Source organism: Mesorhizobium sp. Cs1321R2N1, from assembly GCF_037179725.1.
Taxonomy (GTDB): Bacteria; Pseudomonadota; Alphaproteobacteria; order Rhizobiales; family Rhizobiaceae; genus Mesorhizobium; species Mesorhizobium salmacidum.
In genome coordinates this window covers 13,802-29,230 of the sequence record NZ_JAPYKP010000070.1, presented here as the reverse complement: position 1 = coordinate 29,230, position 15,429 = coordinate 13,802, and the positions used below count along the sequence as shown (strand labels likewise).

The following is a 15,429-nucleotide window of genomic DNA, read 5'->3' as shown; positions in this document are numbered from 1 at the left end:
CGGGCGGATCGAAGCGCCGGCGCCCGTCAAGGTCACCGCCTGATGCCGCTGGCGCGGGCCTTGAAGCTTGCGATCCGCTTCTCTGTGCGCGAGATGCGTGGCGGCCTGTCCGGCTTCCTTGTTTTCCTCGCCTGCATAGCGCTCGGCGTCGCGGCCATCGGCGGCGTCAATTCGGTGGCCCGCTCCATTACCGCCGGTGTCGCCGATCAGGGCCAGACGCTGCTCGGCGGCGACCTTCGCTTCCAGATCAACCAGCGCGACGCCAACCAGGCTGAACTTGGCTTTCTCGACGGGCTGGGCGTCGTTTCGCATACCGCAGGCATGCGCTCGATGGCGCGCCTGGCCGACGGATCCGATCAGGCGCTCGTCGAGGCCAAGGCGGTCGACGAGGCCTATCCGCTCTATGGCGCGCTGGAAACCGAACCGGCGCTGACGAAGCAGGAACTGTTCGGCGGGCAGTTCGGCGTTTTCGGCGCCGCTGCACCCGACCTTTTGTTCGAACGGCTGCATCTCAAGATCGGCGATCGGCTGAAGCTCGGCACCGCCATCTTCGAACTGCGCGCCAGGCTGGTGGGCGAGCCCGACGCGGTTTCCGACGGGTTCGGCTTCGCGCCAAGGCTGATGATCTCGACCGAGGGCCTGGCGGCCACCGGGCTGATCCAGCCGGGCAGCCTGGTCGAGAACGCCTACAAGGTCCGGCTGCCCGCCGGTGCCGACGAGGCGCGGCTCAAGGCCATCCAGGACCAGGCGACCAGGGATTTCCCGGAGGCCGGCTGGTCGATCCGCACGCGCGGCAACGCAGCACCGGCGCTGTCTTCCAACATCGAACGCTTCTCGCAATTCCTGACGCTGGTCGGGCTCACCGCGCTGGTGGTCGGCGGCGTCGGCGTCGCCAATGCGGTGCGGGCCTATCTCGACGGCAAGCGCGGCGTCATCGCCACCTTCAAGAGCCTGGGGGCGTCCGGCGGCTTCGTCTTTGCCGTCTACCTCGTGCAGATCCTGATCATCGCCCTGCTCGGCATCGGCGCCGGCCTGATGCTTGGCGCGCTGATGCCGTTTGTCGCAAGTGCCGCCCTGCAGTCCGTCATTCCGGTGCCGGCGCAAGGCGGCTTCTATCCCGGCGCGCTCGCCATGGCGGCGCTGTTCGGCCTGCTGGTGACGCTCGCCTTCGCGCTGCTGCCGCTCGGCCGCGCCCGTGACGTGCCGGCGACCGCGCTGTTCCGGGAGATGGGGCTGGAAGGCCGCGGACTGCCGCGCCCCGTCTATGTCGTTTGCGCGCTCGGCATCGCGCTTTTCCTGGCGGCGCTGGCGATCCTGTTTTCGGGCGACCAGCGCATCGCCTCGATCTTCGTCGGCGCCACGATTTTTGCTTTCCTGGTGCTGCGTCTCGTTGGCGGACTGGTGCAATGGGCAGCCAGGAAAAGCCCGCGCGTGCGCTTTGTCGCGCTCAGGCTCGCCATCGGCAACATACACCGGCCCGGCGCGCTGACGCCGTCGGTGGTGCTGTCGCTGGGGCTTGGACTGACTCTCCTGGTGACGCTGGCGCTGATCGACGGGAATCTCCGGCGCCAGATCTCCGGCAACCTGTCGGAGCGGGCGCCGAACTTCTTCTTCGTCGACATCCAGGGCAGCGAAGTCGATGCCTTCTCATCGCTGATCGCAAAGGAGGCGCCTCAGGGAACGCTGGCCAAGGTGCCGATGCTGCGGGGCCGGGTGATGGCGCTCAACGGCGTCGATGTCGACAAGGTCAAGGTGCCGGCCGAGGGCGCCTGGGTGCTGAAGGGAGATCGCGGCCTGACCTATGACATCAGGCAGCCGGAAAACGCGACGCTGACCGAGGGCAAATGGTGGCCGGACAATTATGCCGGCGAGCCGCTGGTTTCGTTTTCCGACAAGGAGGGCAAGGAAATCGGGCTGAAGCTCGGCGACACCGTCACCGTCAATGTGCTCGGCCGCAACGTCACGGCGCGGATCGCCAATTTCCGCCAGGTCGAATGGGAGACGATGGGCATCAATTTCGTCATGGTGTTCTCGCCCAACACATTCGCGGGCGCCCCGCATGGCTGGATCGCGACGCTCACCGAAAAGAGTGCTTCGAGCGCCGACGACGCGCGCGTCCTCAATGCCGTCACCCGCGCTTTCCCGGCGGTGACGACGGTGCGGGTCAAGGACGCGCTCGACATCGTCAACCGGTTGGTCGGCCAGCTCGGCACGGCGATCCGGGCGGCGGCCGGCGTGGCGCTGATCGCCTCGGTCCTGGTGCTTGCCGGCGCGCTTGCCGCCGGCAATCGGGCGCGCATCCACGACGCGGTGGTGCTGAAGACGCTGGGCGCGACGCGCACCACGTTGATAACGGCCTTCTCGCTGGAATACATGCTGATCGGGCTCGCCACCGCGATCTTCGCGCTCGCCGCAGGCAGCGCCGCAGCCTGGTTCGTCGTCGCGCGCATCATGACCTTGCCGTCGCATTTCATGCCGGAAGTCGCGGTCGCCACGATTGGCTTTTCGCTGGTGATCACGGTCGGCATCGGCCTTGCCGGCACCTGGCGGGTGCTTGGCCACAAAGCGGCGCCCGTGCTGCGAAACCTCTGATTCGCCGCCTGCGCCGCCTGCCCGGGTTAAATCTTTGTAAGAATGCCGTCTAAAACGGCCGGCGGAGCGGCATTTTTAGCCTGTCACGAACCGTTACAACAGGTTACGGTCTTGTTCTCGACGCGAATAACCATCATATTTCGGCGCAGGCATGCTGGAGCCCCGCCAGCGGCGCCTGGGTCCGCAAGAGGCCCGACACCGGACGGGGCAGAAGCAACAGAGGATTTCCAATGGCTGATCCCATTCGCAATTATCAGACGTCGGCGGTGCCCGGCGTCCGCGCCGACATCGACCAGGGTCTGCGCGCGTACATGATCAAGGTCTACAATCTGATGGGGCTTGGCTTGCTCATCACTGGCCTTGCCGCCATCGGCACGATCATGCTGGCCACCACCACCGACCCGGCCTCGGCCGTCGCGACGCTACCGAGCGGCGAGATGCTGACCTCGTTCGGCTATGCGATCTTCGGTTCGCCGCTGCGCTGGATTGTCATGCTGGCGCCGCTGGCCGCCGTGTTCTTCCTGTCGTTCAGGATTCAATCGATGAGCGTCGCCGCCGCGCAGACGACCTTCTGGGTCTATGCCGGCCTCGTTGGCCTGTCGCTGTCGTCGATCTTCCTGGTCTACACCACCGCCAGCGTGTCGCAGACCTTCTTTGCCACCGCCGCCGCTTTCGGCGCGCTGTCGCTGTTCGGCTACACCACCAAGCGCGACCTGTCGGCGATGGGCTCGTTCCTGATCATGGGCGTGTTCGGCATCATCATCGCGTCGGTGATCAACATCTTCCTGCAGTCGTCGGCGCTGACCTTCGCCGTCTCCGCGATCGGCGTGCTGGTATTCGCCGGCCTCACCGCTTACGACACGCAGAAGATCAAGGAGATGTATTTCGAGGGCGACGCATCCGATGTCGCCGGCCGCAAGGCCATCATGGGCGCGCTGTCGCTCTACCTCGACTTCATCAACCTGTTCATGTTCCTGCTCCAGTTCATGGGCGACCGCCGCTAAGCGGTATTGGACCATCAGCTCCTGGAAGGGCGGCCCAATGGCCGCCCTTTTCTTTTATGCGGGCCTCTGCTGTTGTCGAGGGCACATAAGAGGGCAGCATAGAGAATGAGCAATATCGTGATCAGGCCGGCAACCCCGGTCGACCTCGACATAATCACGGAAATCTATGCCGACGCGGTCACCAACGGCACGGCGAGCTATGAACTGGAGCCGCCCAGCCGCGCCGAGATGGGGACGCGCTTCGCCACGCTCGCTGCCGGCGGCTTTCCCTATCTGGTGGCCGAGAAGGACGGCGCCGTACTCGGCTATGCCTATGCCGGCCCCTTCCGGCCGCGCCCGGCCTATCGCTTCATCGTCGAGGATTCGGTCTATGTCGCGCCCGATGCCAAGGGCCAGGGCGTCGGCCTCAAGCTGATGCAAAGCCTAGTTGGGGCGGTGCGGGCGGCAGGCTTTCGCCAGATCGTCGCGGTGATCGGCGATGGCCACGCCGACAGCGCCTCGGTCAGGCTGCACGAGAAGCTCGGCTTTGGCCATTCCGGCCGCCTCGAAGGCTCCGGCTACAAGCACGGGCGCTGGCTGGACACGGTGTTCATGCAGCTATCGCTGAACGGCGGGGCCTCGGTGCCACCCGATCCGGATTCGTTGCCGGAGCGGAAATTCCGGAAGGGGGAATTGAAGAATTGAGGAACTGGAGAATTGAGGACTTGAAGAACTGAAGAATGAAAGAAAAATGGCGCTTACGTCAGACGCCGAGTGTCTTATTCCTCAATTCCCCAATTCCTCGTTCAAACCTGGACCAGCTTCAGCTTGCTGTCGAAGACGCCAAGCACTCGGCCAAGCTCCTGGCCGCGTTTGAGGATGCGCCCGCCCGCCGCGATGACGGCGAAGGCGCCCTGCTTGCGCGCCAGCTTCGGATCCTTGACGATCTGGAACAGCGGTACTTCGCTGGCGCGACGAAAAACGGAAAAGACAGCGCGGTCGGTGAGATGATCGATGGCGTAGTCGCGCCATTCATTGGCGGCGACCATGCGTCCGTAGAGCCTCAGGATCTGGTCCAGTTCACGCCGGTCGAAGCGGACCGGCTGGTCGAGGCGTTCACGTCGCGCCTCATGTAGCGGGATCAATATTGCGGATGCGTCTCCATCCCCCATCCCGCCGCCGTCATCAGTCATGCCTCGATCCTTCAAAATGAATCTTTGCCAACCAAAGTTGGCCCCTTCGCAACCCAATTGCAAGAGCCGGCGAAGCGAAGCCGGCGGCTAGCCGTTTCCCTCGCGTCCAGTCACGTTTGTGAAACGCGTGTTGGAATTGGTGATGCTTCGCCACATTTCTGCCGTTTTTTATCCGCGCTCATGCCCCAATGTCCGACGAATTTACCGGCGTTGCCTGAGACGGTTCGGTCCGGCACCGGCTCGTAAACCCCAAGCCCCCCGCCCACGGGTCTGCGTCGGATCGAACCAACCTCGGCCTTTTCCATGGAAAAGCGCCAGGTGCGACGATCCCAAAACCTAAATGACCGGCGTCAGAAGCAAGCTGACGTCGGTTTTTTCGTTTTTGCACCTTTTTTACTCAACTAAGGCGACCCGTGGAACTCGGCGTAGAGCCCGAGACGGCCATATCGACTCAATTCCGCCGATCGTGCTTGCCATTTGCCGCCTCACTTAATAGGGTGTTAAGTGAAACGGAGACGGCAATGCCAGGCGCATCGGACTCCACGGCAAAACAGGTGAATGGCGGGACGGCCGCGCCAGAGGCCGGCGACGTCGGCCCTCGCATCAAGGCATTGCGCACGGCCCGGCGCGTCTCGCTGCGCCAGCTCGCCGACATGACCGGCACGACGGCGAGCTTCATCAGCCAGCTCGAGCGCAATCTGTGCGGCGCCAACACCGGCACGCTGCTCAAGATCGCCGCCGCTCTCGACCTCGGCATCAACGATCTGTTCGAGGACAATGCCCGCCCCCTGCACAAGGTGCTGCGGCGCGAGGAGCGGCCGGTCGTTCCGGTCGGCGTGCAAGGCCGCAAGATGCTCCTGTCGCGGCGGCCGATCCACCAGTTCGAGGTCTATGCCGGACATTTCGAGGTCGGCGGGTCGACCGGCGACGAGACCTATGTCCATAGAGGCGAACACGAAATGTTCATGGTGCTCAAGGGGACGGTGGAGCTGACGCTTGCCGACGAGCGCCATGTGATGCGCGAAGGCGACAGCGTCGAATACGCAACGTCGGTGCCGCATCGCACGGTCAATGTCGGCGACACGCCGGCGGAGGTGCTGTGGATCATCGCGCCGCCAACCGCCGGCGCGCTCGAACTCGATCAATACAGGCCCGGAAACCGCTCGCATCCGGGTGAATGAAAACAAATGCGAGTTCAGCAATGGGAGAGTTGATCATGAGACTGAGATTTGGACATGCGGCGTGCGTCGCCGTGCTTATGGCTGCTACCGCCGCGCTCGCACAATCCAAGCCGGTGGCGGGAGAGGTGGCTGAAGGCTCGCTGAAGGGCAAGACGCTGACCTTCGTGTCCTATGGCGGAATCTATCAGGACGGCCAGGTGGCCGCGCTCAAGGAGTTCGTCGACAAATCCGGCGTCAAGCTGCTCAATGACGGCCCGACGGAGATCGCCAAACTGCAGGCGCAGGTCGAGTCCGGCAATGTCACCTGGGACGTCGTCGATACCGACGACCTGCCGCCCTATGTCTATTGCGGCAAGCTGTTCCAGAAGCTCGATCTGACGAAGCTCGACGTCTCGAAAATCCCGGAAGGTCAAGTCGGCGAATGCTCGGTGCCGGCGATGAACTACGGTGTGGTGCTGATGTACAACAAGGAAAAGTACGGGGATAATCCGCCCAAGAGCTGGGCCGACTTCTTCGATACCCAAAAATTCCCAGGCGTGCGTGGGATCGACGGCTCCGGCAGCCCGACCGGCGGTCTGCTGGAACAGGCGTTCAAGGTCGCCGGCGGCGACCCGGAGGCGATGACGGTAGCCGACATCGACAAGGCCATCGATGTGGTCCGCAAGCTCGGCCCAGACACGATCTTCTGGAAGACGGGCGCCGAATCGCAGCAGCTCGCCGAATCCGGCGAGGCCGACATGCTGATGATGTGGACGGGCCGCGCCATGACGGCAGTCAAGAACGGTGCCAAATATGCACCCGCCTGGCAGGACTGGCTGGTGGTGATGGACCAGATGACGATCCCGGTCGGCGTCAAGGATACGGATGCATCCTACGCGTTGCTCAATGCCTATCTCGGCAAGCATGCCCAGGAAATATTGGCGGAGAAGACCTCCTACACGCCGATCAACAACGACGCGCAGCCCAAGGTCGACGCTTCCGTGTCCGCCTACCTGACCAACACGCCCGAACGCCAGAAGCAGGGCTACAAACAGAATTTCAAGTTCTGGGTGCCGAACTTCGCGGTGGCGCAGGAGAAGTGGTCGGCGCTGATGGCCGGCAACTGACCGGCTGACGGGAACACAGACCGTGAGCGCGTCCAAGCCAACCATTCCTGCTGCCGAAAGGCGCCGGGCATGGCGGCCGTACGCGCTCGCGCTGCCGGCGCTGGTCCTGCTCCTGGCGGTGATCGGCTATCCGCTGCTCACCATCATCCTGCGCAGCCTGTCGGAGCCGGAGTGGGGCCTGCAGAACTATATCTGGTTCTTCAGCATGCCCATCAATCTCACCGTGCTCCAGCGGACCTTCGTCATTTCGACGTGGGTCACGCTGGTGTGCATGGTCTCGGCCTATCCCTACGCCTATCTGATGACCGCGGTCGGGCCGCGCGTTCGGCTGGTGCTGATGCTGTGTGTGCTGATCCCGTTTTGGGTGAGCGGCGTGGTGCGCACCCTGTCGTGGGTGATTCTGCTCCAGGATTCGGGCGTCATCAACTCGATCCTGCGGTCGCTCGGGCTCGTCGGCGTCAGGCTGATCCGTACCCAGACGGGCGTGGTCATCGGCATGGCGCAGGTTCTTTTGCCCTTCATGATCCTGCCGCTCTATTCGGTCATGAAAGGCATCGACCTCAGGCTGATGCGCGCCGCGCAAAGTCTTGGCGCCCGACCGTCCCGCGCCTTCTTCACCATCTACCTGCCTCTGTCGCTGCCGGGCGTCTATGCCGGGGCGATCATTGTCTTCATCCTGGCGCTCGGCTTCTACATCACACCGGCTCTGCTCGGCGGTCCGCGTTCGACCATGCTGTCCACCCTGGTGCAGACGCAGGTGCTCAGTCTGCTGCAATGGGGCAGGGGCGGCGCGATGGGCGTGGTGCTGCTGGTCACGACCTTCGTGCTGCTGGCGCTTGCCGCGCCGGTGATGCGATCCCGGTACCGGGAAGCGGAGCGGCGCTGATGGAGATGAAGCCGCTCACGCGCGTCGTCCTGGGTCTTGTCTGCCTGCTGGTGGCCATATGGCTGGTGGCGCCGACGCTGGTCGTGGTGCCGATGTCGTTCAACGAGAACAAGTCGCTGGCGTTTCCGCCGCAGGGCTTCTCCTGGCAGTGGTACCAGAATTTTGTCACCAACCCGGATTGGTCGAACAGTTTCCTGAATTCGCTGAAGGTCGCCTCGATCGTCGCGGTGCTGGCAACGGTGCTCGGCACGCTTGCCGCCTTCGGCCTCGACCGCATGAAAGCGCGGCCGGCAAACCTGCTGCGCATGTTGATGTTGACACCGATGGTGGTGCCCGGCGTGGTGCTGGCCATCGGCATCTACGCTGTCTATCTCGATACGCGGCTTGTCGGAACGCTGCTCGGCTTCGTGCTCGCCCACACCATCCTTGCGCTGCCCTTCGTGCTGATTGCCGTCTCGGCCAATCTCGAAGTGTTCGACAGGCGCCTCGAGACAGCCGCGGCGAGCCTGGGCGCGAACGCGCTCACCACGTTCCGCACGGTGACGCTGCCGTTGATTGCGCCCGGCGTGCTGTCAGGGCTGCTGTTCGCCTTCGCCACCTCCTTCGACGAGATTGTCGTGTCGCTGTTCATCACCAATCCCTACCTCAAGACATTGCCGGTGCAGATCTTCGCTTCCATCACACGCGACGCCGACCCCACGGTAGCGGCCGTCGGCACGATCCTGTTGTTTGCCACCACGATCCTGATCGGCAGCGGCATGCTTCTTCTTGGCCGTGAGCGGAAAGGACGCCAATGAATCCGGGGCAAGAGAGCAGGGGGAATCCGGGGCAAGAGAGCAGGGGCGCGGCGATCGATCTGAAGTCGATCAGCAAGGCCTATGGCAGCTTCAAGGCGCTGGACGGCGTATCGCTGCACATCAAGGCCGGCGAGTTCATGACGCTGCTCGGGCCGAGCGGCTCCGGCAAGACCACGACGCTCAATGTCGTTGCCGGTTTCACCGAGGCCAGTTCGGGCGCGCTGGAAGTGGGCGGCAAGAGCGTCGTCGGCGTCCCGGCGCACAAGCGCAACATCGGCGTGGTGTTCCAGCATTACGCGCTGTTCCCGCACATGACCGTGAGCCGCAACGTAGCCTATCCGCTCGCCCTGCGCGGTGTAGCCGGAGCCGAGCGCGAACGCCGCGTGCGCCAAGCGCTCGACATGGTCAAGATGGCGGATTTCGCTCACCGCTTTCCCAGCGAACTTTCGGGCGGCCAGCAGCAGCGCGTGGCGCTGGCGCGCGCCATCGTTTTCGATCCGCCGCTGCTGTTGATGGACGAGCCGCTCGGCGCACTCGACAAGAAGCTGCGCGAATGGCTGCAGCTCGAAATCAAGCGCATCCACCGCGAACTCGGCACCACCTTCGTCTATGTGACGCACGACCAGGAAGAGGCGCTGGTGCTGTCGGACCGCATCGCCGTGTTCAACCGGGGCCGCATCGAACAGATCGGCACCGGGCGCGAGCTGTATGACGAGCCGGCGACGCTGTTCGTCGGCAAATTCATCGGCGATTCCACCGTGCTGCGCGGGGCCGCCGCCACCTCCGGCGGGGAGACGGCGATCGACATTGCGGGCCAGAAGGTAGCGACAGTCAAGCGTCTCGCCAATGGCGGCAGGCCGGTCATGCTGCTGCGGCCCGAAAAGCTGGCGCTTGCCCGCCGTGGTGCCGGCGGCGATGGCCGCAACCGGCTCACGGGGCGCATAGGCGAAGCGATCTATCTCGGCTCCGGCTCCAAATACGAGGTCGATCTGGCCGACGGCTCCAAAGCCATCGTGCGCTCGACCCTGGAAGCAGACAGTTTTGCCATCGGAGACGAGGTCGACGTGCTGTTCGCCGGCGCCGACGTGAAGCTGCTCGCCGACGACGACAAGGCCGACCTGACGCTTACCTGAATTTCGGAACGGATTTCAAAAAATGCAAGCCAAGCATAATGGCGACGTGTCGTTCTGGTATGCCGATATCGGCGGCGTTCCCGCTTATCGGCCGCCCTTGCCCGGCGACATCGAGGCCGATGTCTGCGTCGTCGGCGCCGGCTACACCGGCCTGTGGACCGCCTATTATCTGAAGAAGGCGCAGCCCGCGCTGCGCATCGCCATCGTCGAAAAGGAGTTCGCCGGCTTCGGCGCCTCGGGCCGCAATGGCGGCTGGCTGTCGGGCGGTTTCAGCTGGTCGCGCGAGAAATACGCAAAAACCTCGTCGCGCGGCGCGGTGATCGACATGCAGCGCGCCATGTTCGGCACGGTAGATGAGGTGATCGCGGTGACGGAAGCCGAGGGCATCGATGCCGATATCCGCCGTGTCGACAACATCACCGTCGCCACCAACGCCGCGCAATTGCAGCGCGCCAAGGCAGAATACGAGGAGCTGCTGGGCTGGGAGATGCCACCGGAGCGGCTGGCCTTCCTCGACGCGCGGGAGGCGCGCCAGCGCATCGCCATCGACAAGGTGCTGGGCGCCTTCGTCGTGCGCAACGTCGCGCGTGTACAGCCGGCCAAGCTGGTCCAGGGTCTGGCGGCCGCGGTCGCGCGGCTCGGCGTGCCGATCTACGAGCAGACGCAGGTGCTGGCGATCGAGAAGGGCAAGGTCACCACCACCAGAGGCATCGTGCGGGCGCAAAAGATCGTCCGCGCCACCGAGGGGTCCACGGCGGGCATACCCGGCTATGAGCGTCTCTGGCTGCCGCTGAACAGCGCCATCGTGGTGACCGAGAAGCTGCCGCAAGAACTCTGGGACGCGATCGGCTGGAACGGTTACGAGGTGCTGGGCGATGCCGCGCACACCTATTGCTACGCTCAGCGCACGCGCGAAGGCCGCATCGCCATGGGCGGCCGCGGCGTACCCTATCGCTTCGGCTCGCGCACCGATGTGCGCGGCCGGACCCAGCAGGCAACCATCGACCAGTTGCACGAGGTGCTGACCAGGCTGTTGCCGCAGACCAAAGGCGTGCGCCTCGACCATGCCTGGTGCGGCACGCTCGGCGTGCCGCGCGACTGGTGCACGACTTCGGGTTTCGATAGGGAGAGCGGCATCGGCTGGGCCGGCGGCTATGTCGGGCTCGGCGTGTCGAGTTCCAACCTGTCGGGCCGCACCTTGCGCGACCTGGTGCTCGGCCACGAGACCGAACTGACCCGGCTGCCCTGGGTCAACCGCACGGTCAAGAAATGGGAACCGGAACCGCTGCGCTGGCTCGGCGTGCATACCATGTACCAGCTCTATCGCATCGCCGACCGGCGTGAAGCAAACGGCTTGGGCCGTACCTCACGCCTTGCGGCCTTTGCCGATCGCCTGACCGGACACTGAAACCATTCGAAGACGATGGGTAACGGTTTGCGTCTGGAATTGCGCCGAACCCGTGACGTTACAGGTTTCGATCAATGGAGGTCTCGGATCCGGGCCTGTGGATGAAAGCCGCCCCCAGGATGGGACCCGGGAGGCCATCCTTGCCGACCGATTGCAAAAGCACGGCGCAGCCGCCCTTCTTGGTGATCTCGCTCAGCGGCAATTCGTAGCGCTGCGCCTTGCCGTGCCACATGCCGGCGGTCTGGATCCCGGTGACCGCGTTCCAATAGGTCATCTTGCGGCCGGAGTTCTCGCCCTGGCCGATCTTGACCGTCTGCGGTGCGTCGAAATAGACGATGACGACATGGGCGTCGTTCGGGCCGGTGCCGGCATCGCCGGTGTCGATGATCACACGGTCGCCGGCGCGGCTGACCTTGATGGGCACACGCATGCCTTCGCCGGCACGGGCCATGCGGGCAAGCGCGCCGTCGACCTCGGCGCGATTGGCGCCGTTGACATGCATGCGGCCGTTCAGGACGGCCTGCGGCGTATAGACGGAACGGCTGCTGAAATAGCGCATATAGTCATATTGCCGCTCGGTGTTTTCCTTGTGGCTCAGCGTGTCCTTCCAGCCGAGATAATCCCAGTAGTCGACGTGGTAAGCGAGCGTGACAAGGTCTTGCCTGGTGGCGAGTTCGGCGAAGAACGCGTCCGCCGGCGGGCAGGAACTGCAGCCCTGGCTGGTGAACAGTTCGACCACACCAAGCGGCCGGTCGGACTGGGATTTTTCGGCCTGGACCGTTTCGGGCTCGCTGCCTTGGCCAGCACCGGCAAAAACCGAGAAGGCCAGCGCGAAGGCTGCCAGCCATAATGATCGTCGCGAGGCCATGACCATTCCAATTCCCGCCGGTGACGCCGGCTTTGTTCTGCTTGGCCGAAATATGTGGCAGAACGGGAAGTCAACGGGAAGTCACGTTGCGGTGAAATTTTATCGCTGCAATCGTGAGGTAAGGCCGCAATAGGAGAAGCCACTGCATTTCACGGTGTGGTTCGATCCGGCGGCGGCATCATCCTCATGTGGCAGGTTCTCCTCACCCCCGTCGATCTCTATTGCGAACGAACCGGCCCTGGACTTTGGTCCGGGCCGGTCAATGCTTTGACGAACCGTGCCTTCATCGCAGCAGGACTGTGGGAGTAGGGGAGTAGGGGAGTAGGTTACCCGTTTCGGGCTTAGTGTCCTTATTCCTACTCCCGTACTCCCTGCTTTCTACGCCGCCAGATCGCGCAGCACGTATTGCAGGATGCCGCCGTTCTTGAAGTAGTCGAGCTCATCCAGCGTATCGATGCGGCAGATGATCGGCACGTTCTTCACCGTGCCGTCGCCATAGGTGATCTTGGCGACCATCGTCTGGCGCGGCTTGATGGCGCTCAATCCGTCGATCTCGACCATCTCGTCGCCCTTGAGGTTGAGCGAAGCCCATGAGGTGCCGTCCTCGAACACGAAGGGGATGACGCCCATGCCGACCAGGTTCGAGCGATGGATACGTTCGAAGGACTGGGCGATGACGGCGCGGACACCCAAGAGGTTGGTGCCCTTGGCCGCCCAGTCGCGCGACGAGCCGTTGCCGTATTCGACGCCGGCGAAGATGACCAGCGGCACGCCTTCCTTCTTGTATTCCATCGCCGCGTCGTAGATCGATTCCTCTTCCTTCGTGGGATAGTGGATGGTGTAGCCGCCCTCGCGGCCGTTCTCGCCCAGCATGTGGTTGCGGATGCGGATGTTGGCGAAGGTGCCGCGCATCATCACCTCATGGTTGCCGCGGCGCGTGCCGTACTGGTTGAAGTCGGCGACGCCGACGCCATGGTCGGTGAGGTATTTGCCGGCCGGCGAGGCAGCCTTGATCGAACCCGCCGGCGAGATGTGGTCGGTGGTGATCTTGTCGCCGAAGAGGCCGAGCACGCGGGCGCCCTTGATGTCGCCGATCTTGCCGAAACCTGATGTCATGCCGGCGAAGTAGGGCGGGTTCTGCACATAGGTCGAATCGTTGTCCCAGGCATAGGTCTGGCCTTCCGGCGCCTTGACGTTCTGCCAGTACTCGTCGCCCTTGAAGACGTCGGCATATTTGCGGGCGAACAGCTCGCGGGTGACGTTCTTCTCGATGAACTCCTGGATCTCGGCCGAGCTCGGCCAGATGTCCTTGAGATAGACCGGATTGCCGTTCCTGTCGTCGCCGAGCGGCTCCGTGGTCAGGTCCTTGGTCACGGTGCCGGCCAGCGCGTGCGCCACGACCAACGGCGGCGACGCCAGGTAATTCGCCTGCACGTCGGGCGAGACGCGGCCCTCGAAGTTGCGGTTGCCGGAGAGCACGGCTACAGCAATCAAACCTTTGTCGTTGATGGTCCTGGAGATCGGCGCCGGCAACGGGCCGGAATTGCCGATGCAGGTGGTGCAGCCGAAGCCGACCAGGTTGAAGCCGATCTGGTCGAGTTCCTTCTGCAAGCCCGACTTTTCCAGATATTCCGCCACCACCTGGCTGCCGGGCGCCAGCGAGGTTTTTACCCACGGCTTCTGCTTCAGGCCGAGGCGGTTGGCGTTGCGGGCAAGCAAGCCGGCGCCGATCAGCACTGATGGGTTCGAGGTGTTGGTGCACGAGGTGATGGCTGCGATGACGACATCGCCATGGCCGAGGTCATGGTCGGTGCCCTCGACGGCGTAGCGCTTGGAGATTTCTGCTGATTTCTTGTACTCGGTCTCCATCGCCTTGGCGAAGCCGGCCGGAATGCCTTCGAGCGCGACGCGGCCTTCCGGACGCTTGGGTCCGGCCATCGACGGCACGACGCTGTCCAACTCCAGTTCGAGCAGATCAGTGAAGACCGGGTCGGCGGAGCCGGCCTCGCGCCACATGCCCTGCGCCTTGGAATAGGCCTCGACCAGGGCGATGCGGTCCTCGCTGCGGCCGGACATTGTGAGATAGCGGATGGTTTCGGAATCGACCGGGAAGAAACCGCAGGTGGCGCCATATTCGGGCGCCATGTTGCCGATGGTGGCGCGGTCGGCCAGCGTCATGTTGGACAGACCTGGGCCGAAGAACTCGACGAACTTGCCGACGACACCCTTCTTGCGCAGCATCTGGGTGACGGTGAGCACGAGGTCGGTGGCGGTTACGCCCTCTTTGAGCTTGCCGGTGAGGCGGAAGCCGATGATTTCGGGCAGCAGCATGGAAACCGGCTGGCCAAGCATGGCCGCCTCGGCCTCGATGCCGCCGACGCCCCAGCCAAGCACGCCAAGGCCGTTGATCATCGTTGTGTGCGAATCGGTGCCGACGCAGGTATCGGGATAGGCTGTGGTTTCGCCGTCCTCGGTGTTGGTCCACACGACCTGGCCGAGATATTCGAGGTTGACCTGGTGGCAGATGCCGGTGCCGGGCGGCACGACGCGGAAGTTTCGGAACGCCTGCTGCCCCCATTTCAGGAACTTATAGCGCTCTTCGTTGCGCTCATATTCGAGCTCGACGTTGCGGGCGAAAGCCATCGGCGTGCCGAACTCGTCGACGATGACGGAATGGTCGATGACGAGGTCTACCGGCACCAGCGGGTTGATCTTCTGCGGATCACCGCCGAGCGAGGCCATGGCGTCGCGCATGGCGGCAAGATCGACCACGGCCGGAACGCCGGTGAAATCCTGCATCAGCACGCGGGCCGGGCGATAGGCGATCTCGACGCCGGCGGTGCCCTTGTCGGTCAGCCAACCGGCCACCGCCTGGATGCTCTCCTTGGTAACGGAGCGGCCGTCCTCGTTGCGCAGCAGGTTTTCCAGCAGCACCTTCATAGAATAGGGCAGTTGGGCAATGCCGGTGAGGCCGTTCTTCTCGGCCTCGACGAGGTCGAAATAGGCATACTCGGCGTCGCCCGCTTTCAGCGTGCGGCGGCAATTGAAACTGTCGAGGGATTTTGACACGTGCGATCCGTCCTTGTCTGTTCAGCCTGAAAGGGAACGGACGCCGATGGCATGCAATCACGCGCAAAGGTGCGGGTACGGCCATTTCCGCTGTCCGTTCCCAAGCAACCCGAGCCGTTCAAGGCGGCGCGTGCGCTGGTTCGGCGCTAATTCTGTTCCCGCGCCGACCGCTGGCACGGATGACCCGCATATAGAGAATTTTCTGGAATAGTT

General features: G+C 63.8%; 12 protein-coding genes and 1 pseudogene. 10 read left to right on the top strand and 3 right to left on the bottom strand.

Going from position 1 to position 15,429, the window contains the following annotated elements:
- The first annotated feature begins 42 nt into the window (after positions 1 to 42).
- The 3 genes from O7A61_RS18455 (at position 43) to O7A61_RS18445 (ending at position 4,280) form a co-directional block, all read left to right on the top strand.
- A complete protein-coding gene (locus O7A61_RS18455) occupies positions 43 to 2,592 on the top strand; it encodes an ABC transporter permease (protein WP_337131029.1) in 2,550 nt (849 codons plus the stop codon).
- A gap of 230 nt (positions 2,593 to 2,822) precedes the next feature.
- Complete coding sequence (locus O7A61_RS18450) at positions 2,823 to 3,596, top strand: Bax inhibitor-1/YccA family protein (RefSeq protein ID WP_337131028.1); 774 nt, start codon at positions 2,823 to 2,825, stop codon at positions 3,594 to 3,596.
- 105 nt (positions 3,597 to 3,701) lie between these two features.
- Positions 3,702 to 4,280: a GNAT family N-acetyltransferase gene (locus O7A61_RS18445; protein ID WP_337131027.1), complete on the top strand. Its 579-nt coding sequence runs from the start codon at positions 3,702 to 3,704 to the stop codon at positions 4,278 to 4,280.
- Between the two features lie 101 nt (positions 4,281 to 4,381).
- On the opposite strand, the gene O7A61_RS18440 is transcribed toward O7A61_RS18445, so the two are convergent.
- Positions 4,382 to 4,768 (bottom strand): DUF2794 domain-containing protein, encoded by a 387-nt coding sequence (locus O7A61_RS18440; protein ID WP_027146198.1) that lies wholly within the window; start codon positions 4,766 to 4,768, stop codon positions 4,382 to 4,384.
- A gap of 521 nt (positions 4,769 to 5,289) precedes the next feature.
- Here O7A61_RS18440 and O7A61_RS18435 point away from each other — a divergent pair.
- From O7A61_RS18435 to O7A61_RS18410, 6 genes are read left to right on the top strand one after another with little or no spacing between them, the layout of a single operon-like run.
- A complete protein-coding gene (locus O7A61_RS18435) occupies positions 5,290 to 5,949 on the top strand; it encodes a helix-turn-helix domain-containing protein (protein WP_337131026.1) in 660 nt (219 codons plus the stop codon).
- Positions 5,950 to 5,984: 35 nt separating this feature from the next.
- A complete protein-coding gene (locus tag O7A61_RS18430; RefSeq protein WP_337131025.1) occupies positions 5,985 to 7,055 on the top strand; it encodes a PotD/PotF family extracellular solute-binding protein in 1,071 nt (356 codons plus the stop codon).
- 22 nt (positions 7,056 to 7,077) lie between these two features.
- A complete protein-coding gene (locus tag O7A61_RS18425; RefSeq protein ID WP_337131024.1) occupies positions 7,078 to 7,941 on the top strand; it encodes an ABC transporter permease in 864 nt (287 codons plus the stop codon).
- Positions 7,941 to 8,738, top strand: coding sequence for an ABC transporter permease (locus O7A61_RS18420; RefSeq protein ID WP_140510894.1), 798 nt, complete (start codon positions 7,941 to 7,943; stop codon positions 8,736 to 8,738). The genes O7A61_RS18425 and O7A61_RS18420 overlap by 1 nt, the downstream gene beginning before the upstream one ends.
- Positions 8,735 to 9,871: an ABC transporter ATP-binding protein gene (locus O7A61_RS18415; RefSeq protein ID WP_337131023.1), complete on the top strand. Its 1,137-nt coding sequence runs from the start codon at positions 8,735 to 8,737 to the stop codon at positions 9,869 to 9,871. The genes O7A61_RS18420 and O7A61_RS18415 overlap by 4 nt, the downstream gene beginning before the upstream one ends.
- Positions 9,872 to 9,893: 22 nt before the next feature.
- Positions 9,894 to 11,279: an NAD(P)/FAD-dependent oxidoreductase gene (locus tag O7A61_RS18410; protein WP_337131022.1), complete on the top strand. Its 1,386-nt coding sequence runs from the start codon at positions 9,894 to 9,896 to the stop codon at positions 11,277 to 11,279.
- Positions 11,280 to 11,337: 58 nt separating this feature from the next.
- Here the strand turns inward: O7A61_RS18410 and O7A61_RS18405 are convergent, their stop codons facing one another.
- The gene (locus O7A61_RS18405; RefSeq protein ID WP_337131021.1) at positions 11,338 to 12,153 is read right to left on the bottom strand and encodes a DUF1223 domain-containing protein; all 816 of its coding nucleotides are present in this window, start codon (positions 12,151 to 12,153) and stop codon (positions 11,338 to 11,340) included.
- Between the two features lie 180 nt (positions 12,154 to 12,333).
- Here O7A61_RS18405 and O7A61_RS32625 point away from each other — a divergent pair.
- Positions 12,334 to 12,450: pseudogene (locus tag O7A61_RS32625) on the top strand (ceramidase domain-containing protein); the annotation flags it as partial.
- A 75-nt stretch (positions 12,451 to 12,525) separates the two neighbouring features.
- Here the strand turns inward: O7A61_RS32625 and acnA are convergent.
- On the bottom strand, positions 12,526 to 15,216 hold the full coding sequence (acnA, locus tag O7A61_RS18400; RefSeq protein WP_337131019.1) for an aconitate hydratase AcnA: 2,691 nt from the start codon (positions 15,214 to 15,216) through the stop codon (positions 12,526 to 12,528).
- Positions 15,217 to 15,429: the final 213 nt, after the last annotated feature.

Excerpts from the sequence above, each read along its gene's own strand:
- O7A61_RS18455 (WP_337131029.1), top strand. The coding sequence starts at position 43 with ATGCCGCTGGCGCGGGCCTTGAAGCTTGCGATCCGCTTCTCTGTGCGC.
- O7A61_RS18450 (WP_337131028.1), top strand. The coding sequence starts at position 2,823 with ATGGCTGATCCCATTCGCAATTATCAGACGTCGGCGGTGCCCGGCGTC.
- O7A61_RS18445 (WP_337131027.1), top strand. The coding sequence starts at position 3,702 with ATGAGCAATATCGTGATCAGGCCGGCAACCCCGGTCGACCTCGACATA.
- O7A61_RS18440 (WP_027146198.1), bottom strand. The coding sequence starts at position 4,768 with ATGACTGATGACGGCGGCGGGATGGGGGATGGAGACGCATCCGCAATA.
- O7A61_RS18435 (WP_337131026.1), top strand. The coding sequence starts at position 5,290 with ATGCCAGGCGCATCGGACTCCACGGCAAAACAGGTGAATGGCGGGACG.
- O7A61_RS18430 (WP_337131025.1), top strand. The coding sequence starts at position 5,985 with ATGAGACTGAGATTTGGACATGCGGCGTGCGTCGCCGTGCTTATGGCT.
- O7A61_RS18420 (WP_140510894.1), top strand. The coding sequence starts at position 7,941 with ATGGAGATGAAGCCGCTCACGCGCGTCGTCCTGGGTCTTGTCTGCCTG.
- O7A61_RS18415 (WP_337131023.1), top strand. The coding sequence starts at position 8,735 with ATGAATCCGGGGCAAGAGAGCAGGGGGAATCCGGGGCAAGAGAGCAGG.
- O7A61_RS18410 (WP_337131022.1), top strand. The coding sequence starts at position 9,894 with ATGCAAGCCAAGCATAATGGCGACGTGTCGTTCTGGTATGCCGATATC.
- O7A61_RS18405 (WP_337131021.1), bottom strand. The coding sequence starts at position 12,153 with ATGGTCATGGCCTCGCGACGATCATTATGGCTGGCAGCCTTCGCGCTG.